The sequence below is a fragment of the Chloroflexaceae bacterium genome (assembly GCA_025057155.1).
Classification (GTDB): Bacteria; Chloroflexota; Chloroflexia; order Chloroflexales; family Chloroflexaceae; genus JACAEO01.
Map to the genome: position 1 here is coordinate 266,576 of JANWYD010000004.1, position 16,853 is coordinate 283,428.

General features: G+C 64.2%; 11 protein-coding genes, 1 tRNA gene and 1 pseudogene. 8 read left to right on the forward strand and 5 right to left on the reverse strand.

Translation table 11 applies throughout. The features are described from left to right. Positions 1-250: 250 nt before the first annotated feature. The 3 genes and pseudogenes from hpt to NZU74_05020 form a co-directional block, all read right to left on the reverse strand. A complete protein-coding gene (gene hpt / locus NZU74_05010; protein MCS6880671.1) occupies positions 251-793 on the reverse strand; it encodes a hypoxanthine phosphoribosyltransferase in 543 nt (180 codons plus the stop codon). 96 nt (positions 794-889) lie between these two features. Then, a pseudogene (gene tilS, locus NZU74_05015) lies at positions 890-2,365 on the reverse strand (tRNA lysidine(34) synthetase TilS). Positions 2,366-2,415: 50 nt separating this feature from the next. Beyond that, positions 2,416-2,490, reverse strand: a tRNA-Met gene (locus NZU74_05020). Between the two features lie 527 nt (positions 2,491-3,017). On the opposite strand from NZU74_05020, the gene NZU74_05025 reads away from it, so the two are divergent. The 6 genes from NZU74_05025 to NZU74_05050 all read left to right on the forward strand — a co-directional run bounded on the left by NZU74_05025 (position 3,018) and on the right by NZU74_05050 (position 9,987). Next, entirely contained in the window at positions 3,018-3,275 is a 258-nt protein-coding gene (locus NZU74_05025; protein MCS6880672.1) for a (2Fe-2S) ferredoxin domain-containing protein, read from the forward strand. A 231-nt stretch (positions 3,276-3,506) separates the two neighbouring features. After that, positions 3,507-4,598 (forward strand): Mrp/NBP35 family ATP-binding protein, encoded by a 1,092-nt coding sequence (locus tag NZU74_05030; protein MCS6880673.1) that lies wholly within the window; start codon positions 3,507-3,509, stop codon positions 4,596-4,598. A 135-nt stretch (positions 4,599-4,733) separates the two neighbouring features. Next, a complete protein-coding gene (gene moaA / locus NZU74_05035) occupies positions 4,734-5,798 on the forward strand; it encodes a GTP 3',8-cyclase MoaA (protein MCS6880674.1) in 1,065 nt (354 codons plus the stop codon). 265 nt (positions 5,799-6,063) lie between these two features. Then, entirely contained in the window at positions 6,064-7,476 is a 1,413-nt protein-coding gene (gene fabF / locus NZU74_05040) for a beta-ketoacyl-ACP synthase II (protein ID MCS6880675.1), read from the forward strand. Positions 7,477-7,480: 4 nt separating this feature from the next. Next, entirely contained in the window at positions 7,481-8,503 is a 1,023-nt protein-coding gene (gene holB / locus NZU74_05045) for a DNA polymerase III subunit delta' (GenBank protein ID MCS6880676.1), read from the forward strand. A 299-nt stretch (positions 8,504-8,802) separates the two neighbouring features. Further along, positions 8,803-9,987 (forward strand): lycopene cyclase family protein, encoded by a 1,185-nt coding sequence (locus NZU74_05050; protein MCS6880677.1) that lies wholly within the window; start codon positions 8,803-8,805, stop codon positions 9,985-9,987. A 96-nt stretch (positions 9,988-10,083) separates the two neighbouring features. Here NZU74_05050 and NZU74_05055 read toward each other — a convergent pair whose 3' ends face one another. Both NZU74_05055 and NZU74_05060 read right to left on the reverse strand, forming a co-directional pair. Next, a complete protein-coding gene (locus tag NZU74_05055) occupies positions 10,084-13,266 on the reverse strand; it encodes an adenosylcobalamin-dependent ribonucleoside-diphosphate reductase (protein MCS6880678.1) in 3,183 nt (1,060 codons plus the stop codon). Positions 13,267-13,607: 341 nt separating this feature from the next. Next, complete coding sequence (locus NZU74_05060; GenBank protein ID MCS6880679.1) at positions 13,608-14,129, reverse strand: hypothetical protein; 522 nt, start codon at positions 14,127-14,129, stop codon at positions 13,608-13,610. Between the two features lie 454 nt (positions 14,130-14,583). On the opposite strand from NZU74_05060, the gene NZU74_05065 reads away from it, so the two are divergent. After that, the gene (locus NZU74_05065) at positions 14,584-16,182 is read left to right on the forward strand and encodes a histidine kinase (protein MCS6880680.1); all 1,599 of its coding nucleotides are present in this window, start codon (positions 14,584-14,586) and stop codon (positions 16,180-16,182) included. Beyond that, the gene (locus NZU74_05070; protein MCS6880681.1) at positions 16,179-16,850 is read left to right on the forward strand and encodes a response regulator transcription factor; all 672 of its coding nucleotides are present in this window, start codon (positions 16,179-16,181) and stop codon (positions 16,848-16,850) included. Before NZU74_05065 ends, NZU74_05070 begins: the two co-directional genes overlap by 4 nt. Positions 16,851-16,853 lie beyond the last annotated feature (3 nt).

Genomic DNA, 16,853 nt, shown 5'->3' on the forward strand with positions numbered 1-16,853 from the left:
ACGCACGTGGGGCGGCGTCTATAGACAACGCGAATGCACCGCCTTAGCGCCGCGCATTCGGACGCCGTGGCTAAATTATACCAAATGCGATCTCCCCCTTCAAGGGAACCAGATCACACGTGGATTGTAATCTGGCTCACTTCACAAACGGGGAGTTGCTGGAAGTTCATGGATTTCCTGCCCCCTTCCCTCTGCCAGAGATGTCTGCATGGGTGAGGGGCAACCTTACGCCTGGGGCGTTGCACCAATGCTATGCTCCGTAGACCTCGCGCTTGAGGATGCCGATGTAGGGCAAATTTCGGTAGCGTTCGGCATAGTCCAGGCCATATCCGACGACAAACTCATTGGGAATGTCAAAGCCGAGGTAATCCACCGGCACATCAGCAACACGACGCTCAGGTTTGTTCAACAGGGTGCAAATACGCAGACTGGCGGGGTTGCGGCGAAGCAATTGCCCGCGCAGGTAGGCCAGAGTCAGGCCACTATCAATAATATCCTCAACGATCAGCACATGCCGCCCGGCGATGTCGGTGTCCAGATCCTTCAGCAGCCGCACCACGCCGCTTGACTCGGTCGAGGCGCCATAGCTGGCTATGGCAATGAAATCCATCGCCACGGGCAGTTCGATGCTCCGGGCCAGATCCATCATAAACATGGCGCAGCCTTTCAACACTCCAACCAGGAGCAAATCCCCCGCCTCGGCGTAATCGGCGGTGATCCGCGCCCCCAACTCGGCAATGCGCGTCTGCAGTTCCTCCGTCGAAATGAGCACTCTGGCGATATCTCGGTGCATACGCCCCTCTACTGCTCGCTGACCCCGCCGCCAGCCAGGTTGCGCTGATGGTTCCCGTGTCGTGATCATCCCGATCCAGATTGTACCCTGACTCCGCTCCGTGGCGACGAAACGCCGGTCGGCGCGATGGCCTGGCACCCAGACCACCGCGGTCGGGGTGGCAAGGAGGGGCCAGGCATCGCGCAGCCCGCGTGGCACTTTGCGATCCACAAAGAAATCCTGCAGCAAGCGGCTTCCGGGCGCGCCGAGGGGCCGGAAGCGGTCGCCGGGTCGGCGGCGACGCAGCACCAGAGGGCCGTCGAGAGCCTGCGGATCGAGGGCCACCCACCAGGCAGAAGGAGTGACGGGCGGCTCGGTCTGCGCGATGCACATCCAGCCTCCCCCGAGGTCGAGACGCCCTGGCAACGCAATAGGTAGTTCGTCCACGGCCAGTTGCGGCGCATCGCCGGGCGGAGAGACGGAGAGGGGGGCCAGGATCAGGCGCTCTTGCTCCACCTCCAGACGCAGGGTGGCGCCCAGGCGCAAACGCCGGCCGGGATGCGCCGCCAGAGCGCAGGCGGCCTCGATCTGCGGCTGGCTTACCTCCTCCAGGCCCAGCCGCGCCGCCGCGCGCCGCATTGCGTAGCGCCGCAGCGCGGGATGGAGCCGCTCCCACGCGGAGCGGCGCAGGATGATCGCCGTGGGGGTCTCCACGGTAAGCGTCGGCCAGACGGCGTCGAGTTGAGCTTGCAGAAAATCATAGTCGGCGGCGCAGATTGCCGCGGTTCGGCCCAGTGTCTCCACGATGCGCGGGTTCTCGGCGGCGAGGGCGGTCAGCAGCCGCCGGACGCGCGTGCGAGCGTAGCGCTCGGCCCGGTTGCTGGGATCCTCTAACGGCGCAAGGTTGTGTTCTCGGCAGTAGCTTTCAATCGCGGCGCGAGTGATGCCAAGCAGGGGTCGTACGAGTGGCGGCCCTGGAGTTGCCGCTGGTCCCGTGAGATCTGGCGGTTGGATTGCGATTTCAGCGGCAGAAACAAGGGTTGGCGGAGGTGCACCCGCAGAGTGGAGAGAGGTTGGCGACGGGACCTTGACGGTCTCGACCGCCCATTCGGTCCAGGGAGTCGCTTCGCGCATGCCGCGCAACCCGGCAGGGCCAGCGCCACGCAGAAGGTGGAGTAGCACCGTTTCGGCCTGATCGTCGGCCTGATGGGCCGCCGCAACCGCCGAGGCGCCGATGGCGCGGGCCGTGGCCGCGAGGAAGGCGTAGCGGGCGCGCCGGGCGGTCGCCATCACGTTGTCGCCGCTGGCCCCCGCCAGCGCGGCCACGTCACTTCGCCCGACGCTCACCGGTACGCCCCAGGCCGTTGCCACATCGGCGACGTAACGCGCCTCATCGAGCGACTCGGGGCGTAGCCCGTGGTCGAAATGGGCCACGTGCAGTCGTGGGCCGTCGGCAGCGCGGAGCCGCCAGAGCAGATGCAGCAAGCACAGCGAGTCGGGGCCGCCCGACACTGCTGCCAGGATCAGGGCGTCGGGACGCAGCAGTCCGTGGCGTTGCAGCACCGCGCGGAGGTGTGAAAGGAGATCGTTCATCGTACAGAAAAAAACTAACGAGTGACAACCTGCTGGTGTCACTCGCCCGGTGGTGTCGGAGGCGGGATTCGAACCCGCGACCTAACGATTATGAGCCGTTTGCTCTACCGCTGAGCTACCCCGACGATCGCAGTCAATTGTACCACGGCGGAGAGGCAGCGTCAACGCGAGCAGGTCACGGCGGCTTGAAATTTTGCCGCCGCTTCCAGGTTGTCAGTTGGCGGTAGCGGCCTCACTGACGGGTTGGGATCCCGGGGCGCCCATACAGAACTTCTTGCTCCTGGCTTCATCTCTCCGCGCCTGACTCCTCGGGAGCGTCCCATGCATCGCGCCGGCCTTTGCACGATTATTGCACGACCGTTAACAGGTGAAGGGAAGTTGAATCTCGCGCGTTGCGGTGCTACTATGACGAACACCGTTCCCATCGGCAAGATCGCCTACGAGTCCGGTGGTTACCGCGGCAAAAACGTGGTGTCTCTGGCGGCGCCGCCCCTCTCATTGGGTGTGTGGCCGCACCGAGCCTGAGGCATATCGAGCCTGAGAGCGACCGAGGGGCGGGGAGTGGGCAGCAGGGAGTAGCGAGCAGGAAGGTGGAACGACGCCTCTAGCATTCCCCGCTCCCCACTCCCTGCTCCCCGCCAGAAAAGCAGTCATGCCCTGCCGCCTGTACCTCTGCACCGGTCCTCATTGCGCGGCGCGTGGCCCGGGCACGCGTGAAGCGCTTGAGAATGCTCTGTGGGAAGCCGGATTGCACGGCGTCGTCGAACTGCACCTCAGCGGGTGCCAGGACCGCTGCGATCGCGGCCCGAACTTGCTGGTGCAGCCCGGCAACCGTCGCTATAGCTACGTAACCCCGGAACAGGCGGTGGTAATTGTGCGTGACGACCTCGCTGCTCCTGAAGCCCCGTGAGGTCGCCAGACGACACCGAGCTGGTTCGACATCATCCTGCGCAAGCTCTCAACTCCGGGTTCTGGTCGGCGGCGTAGCCGTCCTACATCCATTACTAGAGGCGCAGTAGCGCCAGCCCGGCCCCGAGACTTTCGACAGGTTTATCTTTCATAAATCTCTGGTATAATAGAAATCGGCCAATCCCATTTCGCCAGGAACGGATACCTCCAGCAAGACTTCCGGAGTACGTCCATGGGCCTTTTCACGCGCGGCTCGCCCCAGATTACCGAGCAGCAGGTGCTTGCCGCCCTCAGCCAGGTACAGGAGCCGGAGCTCGGCGGCGATATTGTCTCACGGCGCATGGTCAAGGACGTGAAGATCAACGGCGGGGCCGTGAGCTTCACTATCGAACTCACCACGCCAGCCTGCCCGCTCAAGGATCAGATCGCCGCGGAGGCCGAAGCGGCGGTACGGGCCTTGCCAGGGGTGGAAGAGGTCGGCATCGAGTTTACCTCCAACACGCGCCGCCCGGCGGGCATCCCTGAGCAGGCCCCCATTCCCGGCGTCGCGAATGTGATCGCCGTGGCCGCCGGCAAGGGCGGCGTGGGCAAAAGCACCATCGCGGCTAACCTCGCCGTAGCCTTGGGCCTGGAGGGCGCGCGGGTCGGGCTGCTCGACGCCGATGTGTTCGGGCCCAGCATGCCGCTGATGTTCGGGGTGCGCGGGCAACCCGAAGCCTTTCAGAACGAGAAGGGCGAGGCAATGATGATCCCGCTGGAGGGCCACGGCATCAAGCTGATCTCGGTGGGCTTTCTAATTGACGAGAGCCAGCCGGTGATCTGGCGCGGACCGATGGTGAGCCAGTTGCTCCGTCAGTTCCTCTACAACGTGGCCTGGGCGCCCCTCGACTACCTGATCATCGATCTGCCGCCCGGCACCGGCGATGTGGCGTTAACACTGGCGCAGAGCCTGCCTCTCACCGGCAGCTTGATTGTCACCACGCCGCAGGCCGTGGCCACCGCTGATGTTATTAAGGCCATGGAGATGTTCAAGAAAGTGAACGTGCCGTTGCTGGGCATCGTCGAAAACATGGCCTACTTCGTCGCCCCCGACACAGGGAAACGCTATGACATCTTCGGCGTGGGCGGCGCCGAGCGCCTCGCGGCGCGCCTGGGCGTACCCTTGCTGGGCCAGATCCCCCTGGGTATCGCCGTGCGCGAGGGTGGCGACAGCGGCGTGCCGGCAGTGATCAGCGACGCCCCCGACGCCTATGCCGATCTCTTCCGCCAGATTGCGCGCCAGCTCGCCGCGCGGATCAGTGTACTCAAGTTCGCCGCTGCGTAGGTAGTTTGTGGGACTGTGGAGGTGTAGAGGTGTGGAGCTGTAGCGATGTGATGTAGAGGTGCGGGGAGTTACAGGGGAACGCCCGCACCTGCACATTTCCACACCTCCACACCTCCCATCGCAATGAGGCGTGCCATGACCAACGAACACCCGATGAAGGGCGTCATCCCCATTAGCTTCTACGAGCCGCAGCGCCTTCCGCGCTATCCGACCGATGTTCCCGCCCACGACAGCTTTGGCCGGCGTATTGATTACCTGCGCGTCTCGCTCACTGACCGCTGCAACATGCGCTGTGTCTACTGCATGCCGGCGATAGGGATGCGCTTCCAGCCCCGCCCCGAGTTGCTGACCAACGACGAGTTGCTGCTGGTTGTGCGCGCTGCCGCCGCCGCCGGCTTCCGTAAGCTGCGCCTTACCGGCGGCGAGCCGACCCTGCGCCAGGATCTGGTCGAGTTGATCCGCGCGATGAAGGCCATCCCCGGCATCGAACAGATCGCTCTGACCACCAATGCCCTGCGGTTGCGGCGCCTTGCCGCGCCGCTCAAAGCTGCCGGGCTTGATCGGGTGAACATCAGCATTGATAGCCTCGACCCGGTAAAGTTCCGCCAGATGACCCGCGGCGGCAATCTCGATGAGGTCTGGGCGGGCATTCAGGCCGCCGATGAGGCGGGCTTGCACCCGATCAAGCTCAACGCCGTGGTGGTGCGCGGGATGAATGATGATGAGGTGGTGCAACTGGCCGCCCTGACCACGCAATACCCCTGGGAGTTCCGCTTCATCGAGGTGATGCCGCTGACCGGCGTGGCTGGCCTGGCCGAAGAGGGCGTGGTGAGCACTGCCGAACTGATCGCCCGCATCGAGGCCCATTTCGGCCCGCTGATCCCCTATGGTCAGGACCCCTCTGACCCGGCGCGGCGCTACCGCATCCCGGGTGCGCCGGGCAAGCTTGGCTTTATCAGCGCCGTGACCGATCCCTTCTGCGCTACCTGTAACCGCATGCGCCTCACCGCCGACGGGCGGTTGCACCTCTGCCTGCTCCGCGACGACGAAGTGGATCTGCGGGCAGCCATCCGCGCCGGGGCGACGCAGGCCGAGGTGGAGCAACTGATCCGCCACGCGGTGCAGTTGAAGCCCTGGGGCCATGGTCTGCCCGAAGGCGTGCTGCCAACCCTGCGCGGCATGTCGGAACTGGGGGGCTGATGTGGTACTGGCCGATAGCCGGCTGTCAGCGGTTTCATCGTGGCGGTGTGCGCCCCTCGAATGAGCGTCTAATACGAGATGAGCGGTTTTCGGAGGAGCAAAGCTCCTCTGAAAACCGCTTTTTTTAGCCGAGGGCCTTGTATATCGCCTATTCGCAAAAGGAGGCCTGAGAGGGCCTGCTGCCCTTTCGCGCCCTTTATTGCGACCGCCGCCAGGCCGTGCTATTATACGCCGATAGCGCCCAATCAATGCCAAGGAGATCCGTATGGCGCGGACGGCGATCAGCCCCCTGGCGGCTCCGCGAGGAGAATTGCTTGGCCTGCTCCCTGCGTTCGAGACTGACGATCTCGAAGCGCAGATTAATGAACTGCTTGCCGACGTCCTGCTCCACGAGGCGCCGATCGCCGCGCCGCAGCCCCTGTCCGTTGATGAGGAACAGGATGATCGACGCGTCGTGATCACTGGCCTGGGCGTGGTCTCGCCCTTCGGTGTCGGCATCGAGCCGTTCTGGGAGGGGTTGGTGGCCGGTCACAGCGGGATCAGGCGCATCACGCATTTTGATCCGAGCGCCTACCCCTGCCAGATCGCCGGAGAAGTGCCGAACTTCCATCCCCAGCAGTTTATGGAGCTTCGCGAGGCGCGGCGCATGTCGCGCGCCAGTCAGATGGCAGTGGCCGCGGCGCGCATGGCGGTCGAGATGGCTGGATTGCGCATTGACGCCGGCACCTCTGAGGGGATTGGCACGCTTATCGGTTGCGGCACTACCTCATTGCCCGACGCGGAACAGGCCGCGCTCACCCTGGCGCGGCAGGGAGGCATGAAGATCAGCCCGTTCTTCATCCCCGCGGCGTTGCCCCATATGCCGGCCAGTCAGGTGGCCATCCAGTTGGGGCTGCGAGGCTACACCTCGGCAATCAGCACGGCCTGCGCGGCGGGCGCCCAGGCCATCGGCGAAGCGGCGGAGATTATCAAGCGCGGCGACGCCGAGGTCATGCTTGCCGGAGGCGCTGAGGCGCCGATCACCGAACTGGGTCTGGGCGCCTTCTGTGTGATGCGCGCGTTGAGCACCAGCCATAACGCTGCCCCGGCGCGGGCCTCGCGCCCCTTTGATCGCCGTCGCGACGGCTTTGTGCCCGGCGAAGGGGCAGCGGTGCTGGTGCTGGAACGCCTCTCAAGCGCCCGGCGTCGCGGCGCGCCCCTGCTGGCCGAAGTCGCCGGCTATGGTGCCACCGCCGACGCCTACCACATCACCGCGCCCGACCCCGAGGGGCTTGGCGCGGCGCGGGCGATGCGTCTGGCGCTCCATCATGCGCGCATCGATCCGCAACAGGTGGACTATATCAATGCCCATGCCACCGCCACCCCGGCCGGCGACCTGGCCGAGACCCGCGCCATCAAGCTCGTCTTCGGCGAGTACGCCTACAGCGTGCCAATCAGTGCAAATAAGTCTATGATCGGGCACCTCACCGGCGCCGCCGGCGCGGTCGAAGCCGCTGCGACGGTGTTGACTATGCGCCACGGCCGCATTCCGCCAACGATCAACCTCGATGAGCCGGATCCGGAGTGTGACCTGGATTATGTGCCCAATGTCAGCCGCCCTGCTGAAGTGCAGATCGCCCTTTCCAACTCGTTTGGATTTGGCGGCGTGAACGCGGTGCTGGTGCTGCGAAAGGTGTAGTGGGATGCCCTGGGGCATTATCGGTCACGAATGGGCGGTCGAGCAACTGCGAATCAGCATCCGCTTCGGCGCCGACGCCCATGCCTATCTCTTCAGCGGCCCGCCTGGAGTGGGCAAGCGCCTGCTGGCGCTGCGGATGGCGCAGGCCCTCAACTGCGAGCACGGGGCCGGCGACCCGTGCATGGCCTGCCGCGCCTGTCGGCGCATCGAGCGCGGCAATCATCCCGATGTGCGCGTTGCCAGTATGGAGAGCCAGGCTGCCGCTGCCAAAGCGGAAGAGGCTGCCCGCCAGAAAGAACTCAAGATCGCCACCATCCGCGAATGGCAGCGCGATATCTCTCTCCGACCGTATGAGGGCCGGCGTCGGGTGTTCATCCTCCATGATGCCGAGCGGCTCAGCGACGAGGCCGCCAATGCCATGCTCAAGACGCTTGAGGAGCCGCCGCCCTACGCCACCTTGATCCTGGTGGCCGATAGTCACGATCTGCTGCCCACTATCGTATCCCGCTGCCGGACCCTGCGTCTGCGCCCGCTCCCCCGGCCTCAGGTGGTCGCGGCGCTGTTTAGCCGGGGCGCCGATCCTGATACTGCGGCGTTGCTCGCTGCCTGGAGCGGCGGGCGTATCGGTCAGGCGCTGCGATTACTGCAGACGCCCGATGCGCTCGCCCGGCGCAACGAGCAACTCGCTGCCCTGCTCGCCGTCCATGATCAGGGACGCAGCGAGGCGATGCGCTGGGCCGAGCAACGAGCCAGAGAGTACCGTGGCGGCGAACAGGAGAGCGTCTTCGCCTGGCTGGAGTTGTGGCAAAGCTGGTGGCGCGACGTGCTGCTCGTCGCCGCTGGCAACCCCGAAGGGGTCGTGAATATTGACCGCCGGGCCGACCTGGAACGGATTGCGCGGCGCCACTCCCTCTCCCAGATCTACGCCTTCGTCACCCGGCTGGGCCAGGCGGCCCAGCACCTCCGTGACAACGCCAATCCCAACCTGGTGCTGGAGAATCTGGCCCTGCACGCGCCCGGGACCTGATCCCGGCGTCGGACAGCGTTTCGCTCCTGCTGAGGAGAGACGCCCCAAACTGCTATGGCTCTATGGACCGGTTTCTGTAGAGATGTTGAGCAGTGGAGATGTGGAGGTGAGCGCCGGACCATCAATCTTGTTTACCTTCGAACCGCGCTCGCTGGTGCTGGCTGTGCCTCTCTACCTTCTCGCCTTACCCACAAACGCAAGGCGTAGCTTTCAGAACGGGACGCTCGCCCCTCAACCATGGCTTGAAGCCTGTGTTACACTGCTCACGGGAACAGGATTGATGAAGGGTAGAGACGACGGTGAGTCACTTCGACTATATCATTACCGGCGGTGGGGCGGCCGGATTGAGCCTTGCGTACCATCTGGATCGGGCGGGGTTGCACGATCGTCGGGTTCTGATCATTGATCAGGACGCTAAACAGCGTAATGATCGCACCTGGTGCTTCTGGGAAGTCGGCCCGGGTCCTTTCGAAGCCCTGGTAGCGCGAAGCTGGGATCAACTCTGGTTCCACAGCGAGCGCTACTCGGAACGGATCGCCATTCGACCCTACCGTTATAAGATGATCCAGGGCGGAGACTTCTACCGCTTCATGCACAACTGGATCGCTACCCGGCCCAACATCACGCGCCTGCAGGGCCGGGTTGAGCGGATCGCCGAGGTCCCCGGCGGCGTAGCGGTCTGGGTGGACGGGGAGGAGATCCGTGGGACCTGGGCCTTCAACAGTATCTACCGCCCCGCTCCGCGTCCCCCTGGCCACACCTACTGGCTCCAACACTTCAAAGGCTGGGTGATCACCACCTCACATCCGGTCTTTGACCCCGGCGCAGCAACCTTTATGGATTTCCGGGTGGAACAGCGCAATGATGTGCGGTTTGTCTATGTCCTGCCCTATGACGAGCGGACGGCTCTGGTGGAGTACACTCTCTTCTCGCCTGAACTGGAGCCGCAAGAGGTCTACGATACCGGACTCAAGCGCTACATTAGCCAGCAACTGGGAGTTGAGAGCTACGCTATCCAGCACATAGAGTACGGTGTCATCCCTATGACCGATATTCCCTTCGAGCGCCGGCCCAGCCCGCATGTGATGAACATCGGCACTGCTGGTGGCATGACCAAAGCCTCTACCGGCTACACCTTCCAGCGCATCCAGCGGCAGTCGGCGCGGATTGCCGCCAGCCTCCGGCACACCGGACAGCCCTTCTACTCCGAGCCTCCCCTCAGCCGGCATGCCTGGATGGACAGCGTGTTGCTGCACGTGCTTGACCAGGGTCTGGAACGAGGTCACACCTTCTTCGAGCAACTCTTCAGCCGCAACGCTCCGCAGCGCGTGCTGCGCTTCCTGGACGAAGAGACGACCCTGCTCGAAGAGTTCGCCCTGATGGCGACGGTGAACGTATTTGCTTTCCTGCGCGCCTCGTGGAATGTGACGCGCCAGCGGGCCGGGGGCATGCTGGCGAGCATGCTGGCCGCTTCGCGAACGTAGGGTCTCCTCCGAAACCCCGGACGGCGCGCCGCCCCCTCCCTCTCCACGGCTGTGGAGAGGGAGGGGGCAGGGAGAGAGGGGGAGGATACTTTCACCTCAACACTCGGTATACCCGCACGTATAACATTTACGGCACCCTTCCTCGTAGAATAGCGTGGCGTTCTGGCAGTCGGGGCAGATCTCGCCGGTAGCGACCGCCTCAGTGTGCATGCCAGGCTCCGTATATGAGGCAGCCTCTGGTCCATAATGGCCATTGGTCGCCTCTCTGACGCCGCCTACCCCTGGCTTGAGGGGTTTGGGGCCGCGGGGCTCTTCATTGTGCACGTAGTGGTCCTGCAAGACTTTGCCGATAGCGTCGGGCACCGAGCGCACCCGGTCAGGGCCGAAGCCGGCCGAGCGCGCCCCGCCGATGCCGCGTAGTTGCTCGGCCAGCAGCTTCACCGGCACCCCGCAACGGAGTGAGAGCGAGAGCAGACGCCCGATCGCCTCGGTGAAGGCCAGCACATCACTCCCGGCGCGCCCGATGATTGCGAAGACCTCGAACGGCTGGCCGTCAAGTTCGGTGACGAACAGCCGCAGCTTGCCCAGGGGCGTCACTACCGGGTAGGAGTGGCTAGGCAGGCCCTCGGCGGGCACTTTCCGCGGCTCCAGCACCAGTGGCGCCGCGGGCGCTGGAGAGGCTTCGGCGGGCGGTTGCGCCGGAACGGCAGGTTGCTGAGCCGGGGTGGTGGTGGTGCCGGTCGAGAGCACCTGGTTTGCTCGCGATCCGTCGCGGTACACGGTGATGCCTTTGCACCCCAGGCTGTAGGCTAGTTCATACGCCTCACGCACCTGCTCGGGCGTGGCGTCGTGGGGAAAGTTGATCGTGTTGTGGGAGATGATCCCGTTGACCACGTACTCGTGCGCCTGCTCCACCTCGATGTCGTACAGATCAACCAGACCGGCGTCCTCGATTGCCGTTACGCTGTAGGCGAGCACATCGGTCGGCCAGCCCATGCGCTCGGCCACGCTCCGATTGCACCAGCTATAACCACGTTCGCGCATCGCCTGTATGGCGGCGAAGGCGGGGTGATTGGCGGCAATCGGCGCACTGGCCCGATCGCCCACAAACACCATGTACTCCTGATCGGCTGGCTTTGGCGCGTTCTTGTGACTCTCTACACAGCGGATCACTCCCTGCAACTCGTTGGAGACCGCAACACCGTGCCTCACCGCCTGCCCCGGAACCTCCAGCCGCCTCTGGCGCACCAGCGGCAGGCCAAAGCTGCGGCACAGTTCGGCCGCCTCATAGCCCAGCCGCTCAGATGTGCCATCGTACACGTAGAGCACGTTCGTGCGCGGCTCCAGGTAACCGCCCAGCGACAGGCCGGCAAGAAAGGCCAGCTTCTCCCCCGCGCTGCCAACCAGGATCTGGTCGGGGATGCGCCGGTTGTTGGCGTCGTCGCCGATCAGGCTGGCGACATCGCGCGCAAGCTCGCGCGAAGTCAGGTAAAGCGCCCGCCTCCCCGCGCGCCGGTCTTCGAGCACCCGGAGCGCCTCGCCAAACAGTCGCGCGACCACTTCGCCGAAAGTTCGCTCGACTCCCTCGTCGGCGCAGGCAAGGCCAATGAAACCGGTTGTTGCAACGATGTGGCCGGCGGCGGCCAGCATGCCCAGGAAGAGTGCGACATCGGGACTCATACGCTCGGGCAGCCGGATGGATCCGTTGGCGGATGCGAAGGGCCTGACTGGCCCCCCGATGGGCGCGCCGCCGGGACCGTGCGAGGCCGCCAGCCGCCCGAGCACCACATCGCCGAGTTTCAGTTCCGACATCACGCGCCAGCCGCCGGGAGTGAGAACACGGTGGGAGCCGGTTGCTCCGGTGAGCGAGGCGCCGTTGTCGAGGGTGATCGTGACCGCAGGCTTGTAGCCGGCATGGTAGTGCCGGGTAATCCGGTGGCCCTGGGCAGTGAGGATCGTACCATCGAGGGGCGTAAAGGTGTCGGCTTGCATCGTCTCGGCAAACTCCTCGACGCGCATCAACCCCTGCGAGGTGGGGATCAGCGTCCCTGCGGCGATGCACTTCGAGATCGCGCTGTCAGTATGCTCCTGGAAGGCCGCCTGCATCCGCACGTGCCATTCGGGGCTGATGTCGTGGGCGGTGACCCAGACCCGCTGCACCTCGGCGGGCACCTCGGGGTGATGGATATGGCCGGTATTGGCGATGCGCTCCATCAACGCCTCGCTGTACCAGCCCTCGCGCCGCGCCTGCTCCACGAAGTCCTGGTTCACGTCGAGCATCCGCGTTTCGGCCTGGTAGCGCCAGAAGGCGATGGCAAAGAGCGGTTCGATGCCCGACGAGCAACCGGCGATCATGCTGATCGTGCCGGTGGGGGCCACGGTGGTAATGTTACAGTTGCGCAGGCGCCGCTCGGGGCGCACGCGGGCCCCATCAGGGCGCCGGGCGCAGGTGGCGTCGGGGCCCCAGATGGAACGCTCCCATTCGGGGAAAACCCCCCGCTCGGCGGCGAGCTGTTCGGAGGCGACCTTGGCCTCCTCGTCAACAAAGCGCATCACATCGCGCCCCAGTTCGATGGCCGCGCTCGAATTGTAGGGCACGCCGAGACGGACAAGCATATCGGCCCAGCCCATCACCCCCAGGCCGATGCGGCGAATGCGCTGGCTCACTTCGGTAATCTGCGGCAGCGGGTAGTTGTTCGCATCCACCACATTATCGAGGAACCGGGTGCTCTGATGCACGACCTCGCGCAGCGCATCCCAGTCAATTGTTCGTTGAGCAGTAACAAACTTGCCCAGGTTGATCGAACCGAGGTTGCACACATCGTAAGGGAGGAGCGGCTGCTCGCCACAGGGGTTCGTGGCCTCGTACTGGCCCATGTGCGGCACGGGGTTGTACTCATTGGCCCGGTCAATGAAGAACAACCCCGGCTCGCCGGTGGCATGAGCGCACTGCACAATCAGATCGAAGACCATCCGCGCGCGCACCCGCATCGGCTGGCCCGGCGGGACCAGCAGTTCACCGGTGAGGGGGTGTTTCAGCCCTTCGCGGGAAGCGATATGCACCTGGCCGGTACGTGGGTTAATCAGATCGTACACGGCATCGTTCTTCACCGCGTCCATAAAAGCGTCAGTAATCGCGACACTGATATTGAAATTTGTGATCTTCGTAATATCGAGTTTACATGTGATGAAACTCAGAATATCCGGATGATCACACCGCAGGATGCCCATATTTGCGCCACGCCGGCTTGTTACTCCGCCGTTGCGGGGCCAGGTCATTTCTGCCTGGCTCTCGCCCTTTCGGTGCGAGGTCGGACTCTCTCATCAGCGCCCATCGAGTGATGAACAGGGAGCCCCTCGATGGACCCCGTCTCGCGCCACCCGGCAGGATTGCTCCTCACCGAGTCCTACTGGCTTGTGGAGCTTCCGTTGGTTGCAAGGCAACCCCACTGGCGTTCGGTAGTCTCTGAACCTTCCTCCGGGTCGCCCCGGAGGCTTGGCTGCTGATAACCCAATCTCTCTACTTTTCCAGCCGTCACGCCTGCCGTTGCCGGCTACGTTGTGGCAAGAGAGCTCTCAGGGCGTCCCAGCAATTCGCGAGATTTTACACGCGCCGTAGTCTATGACCCACGCGTGCCACCTTGCTTGATCGCTTCGGTGGAATAATTGTAGACCTCCATAAAGCTGACCGGGCCGGAGGCCACGCCCATGGTTGAGCGCACTACGTCGTTGCGCGGGCGCAGGTTGCTGAAGGCGAAGCCTGTGCCGCCCCCCGACTGGTGCACCAGGGCGGCGTGCTTCATCGTATCGTAGATGCTTTCGAGGCTATCGTACACCGGCAGCACAAAGCAGGCCGACAGCATTCCCAGTGGCCGCCCGGCGTTCATCAAGGTCGGGCTGTTCGGCTCAAAGATGCCCTGGGTCATCAGGTGATAGAATGTGTCAGACCAGCGCGCCGCTTGCTCGTCGCTGGCGCCGTAGCGCTGCTCCACCGCCGCAATGGTGTCGGCCACACGGCGAAACATCGTCTCCGGCGTCTCAACCACGTTGCCCTGCTCGTCACGGATCAGGTAACGCTTCTTGAGCACCGTCCTGGCGATCTCAGTGAGTGCCGCTGGCGCATCAGCGGTTGATCGGGCCATTGGTCTTGCTCCTTTCGGAATCAGTTAGCGTTCCCGTGACCAGATACTCTTGAGAGACCTGGTTTCCCCCGGCCCCTGCTTCCAGCAGGGCCGCTTGAAGAGCAGCCCTGCCATCTGTGTAAAGCTATTCTCACTGGCGACAGCAGCCGCCTGCTCCGAAATAGTCGTTCAGGAAGGCTTGTCTACTACATATAGGAACGATCTCTTATGTTGACCACTAAATGTTGGTCTATTGGCGATGGGAGCACTATAGCACGGACATAGCGCCATGTCAACACGCGAATAATTGTTGACATCATGTGGATAAATTTGGGAGAAGGGCGCTCAGGAGAGACCGGCGGGTGAGGACTGCCGACCCTCTATGCTCACCCCGGAACGCTCCGCTCGTACTATAATGAACCTGACAACCGGCAGAGGCGGAAAGGGCCTTCAGTTCCGCGTGAGGAGACATCTCGTGCTATCGGCGCTGCGCAAACGATTTTCGACCATTCGCTGGAAGCTCACCGGCGCCTTTCTGGCCGTCTCCTTGCTGCTGGCCCTGACGATGATCGTTGTCTTCCTCGCCGGGCTGGTGTACATCTTCAATGCCCCCTTCATTCCCCGCGCTATCGCCCAGTCGGCCCGCGACCTGGCGAGTATCGTGAGCGAGGAAATCGCCGATCCTGAGGGTGATCTCGATCAGTTGATCGCCCAGTTTAAACACTTCTCGCAATCCTTACGGGACGACCCGAGCAACGCCTCAGGCATCGGCGATAGCGAGACAACCGCGCCCGAAACCCTGCAGCTCTCCGACGAAGTGTTGATCACGCTGCTTGACCTTCAGGGGCGCGTGATCACCAGCACCCACCTCCAGGACCATGTGCCCGGACAGCCGCTCAACGAGCCCGGGCCGGCCGGTGAACTGGTGCTGCGGGCGATGCGTGGCATCACCGATACCGAGCAACTGGCGGCGTGGAGCCATCCTGACCATCAGCCCATCGCCACCGCCCCCGTCTTTGACCCCGATGGCGCCGTGGCTGGAGTCCTGTTCCTGAAACTAACCTCCTTCCCGCCCATCGGCCTGATCCTGACCAGCCTGGCGCCCTATCTGGTCAGCTTCATCGTGCCCTGGCTGCTGATCAGCGGCGCTATCGGCATGTTCTATTCCTGGATCGTCGGACGCGGGTTCGCCCGGCGCATCATCCGCCTCACCGAGGCCAGCATTGATCTTTCCGACGGCGATCTCAGCCGGCGCATCGAGGATCCTTCGGGCGATGAAATCGGCCAGCTCGGGCGCCAGTTCAATGCCATGGCCGATCAACTCTCCGAGAGCCTGCGCTCCCTGCGGCTCCTGGCCGACCGTAATGCTCAACTGGCCGAACAGGCCGCCCAGCTCGCCGCCCTCGATGAACGCAACCGCCTCGCGCGCGAGTTGCACGATAGCGTCAGCCAGGAGCTCTTCAGTCTGACGATGCTCGCCGCCGCCGCCCGCCGCACGCTCCAGACCAGGCCCGATCTCACCTTCGATCGCCTGGTTGAGATCGAGGAGTCCGCCCGGCGCGCCCTCGAGGAGACGCGCAGCCTGATCTTCGCCCTGCGCCCCGCGGCTCTCGATGGGCGCGGTCTGGCGCCGGCGCTGCGCGACCTGGTGCCCGCCCTGCGCGAGCGGCAGGGTCTCTATGTCACGCTGCGCATTACCGGCGAGCGCCCCCTGCCCCTGGAACACGAACAGGCCCTCTTCCGCATTGTGCAGGAAGCCCTGGCAAATGTGGCCCGCCACAGCGGCGTGCGCGAGGCTGAGGTCGTTCTCCACTACAATGACGATGTGGTGACCCTTGAGGTGCGCGACGAGGGGCGCGGCTTCGATCCCGACGCCGCGCGCAACCCGCGCGCCATTGGCCTCCACAGTATGACCGAACGCGCCGAGGCCCTCGGCGGGCGGATCGCCATCCGCAGCGCCCCGAACCAGGGCACAACCATCGCCGTAACCCTGCCCGCCCGGCGCGAAGGCTTTCGTGATGGCGCGCCCGTCGCCGAGAAGCCTGCAGCCTTTCCGTTGGAGAAGCCCTTATGAGCAATGAACCGATCCGCATTGTGTTGATTGACGACCATGCCGTCGTCCGCAAGGGACTGCGGGCCTTTCTCGACACCTACCCCGAAATCGAGGTGGTCGGCGAGGCCGGTGGCGGCGCTGAAGGGGTCGCCCTGGTCGCCAGAGTACTTCCTGATGTGGCCCTGATGGATCTGGTAATGCCCGAAATGGACGGCATTGAAGCCACGCGCCAGATCAAGCAGGTCTCTCCGAGCACCCAGGTGATTGTGCTCACCAGTTACAGCGAAGACGAGCGCATTTTCCCGGCGATCAAAGCCGGCGCGCTCTCTTACCTCCTTAAGGACGTAGGCCCCGATGACCTGGTGCGGGCCATCAGGGCCGCCCGCCGCGGCGAGGCGACGCTGCACCCCAGCGTCGCCTCGCGCTTGATGCAGGAACTCAGCGGCGCCCGCTCTTCTCCCCTCGACCTGCTCACCGAGCGCGAGCGCGAGGTGCTGGCCTGTATTGCGCGGGGCATGAGCAATGCCGAGATCGCCGAACATCTGATTATCGGCGAGCGCACGGTGAAAACCCACGTCTCCAACATTCTCTCCAAGCTGCATTTGCAGGATCGCACCCAGGCCGCCCTGCTCGCCCTTCGCGAGCGCCTGGTTCCCCTGGATGAGACTGATCGGCAGCGGCAGGGATAACCT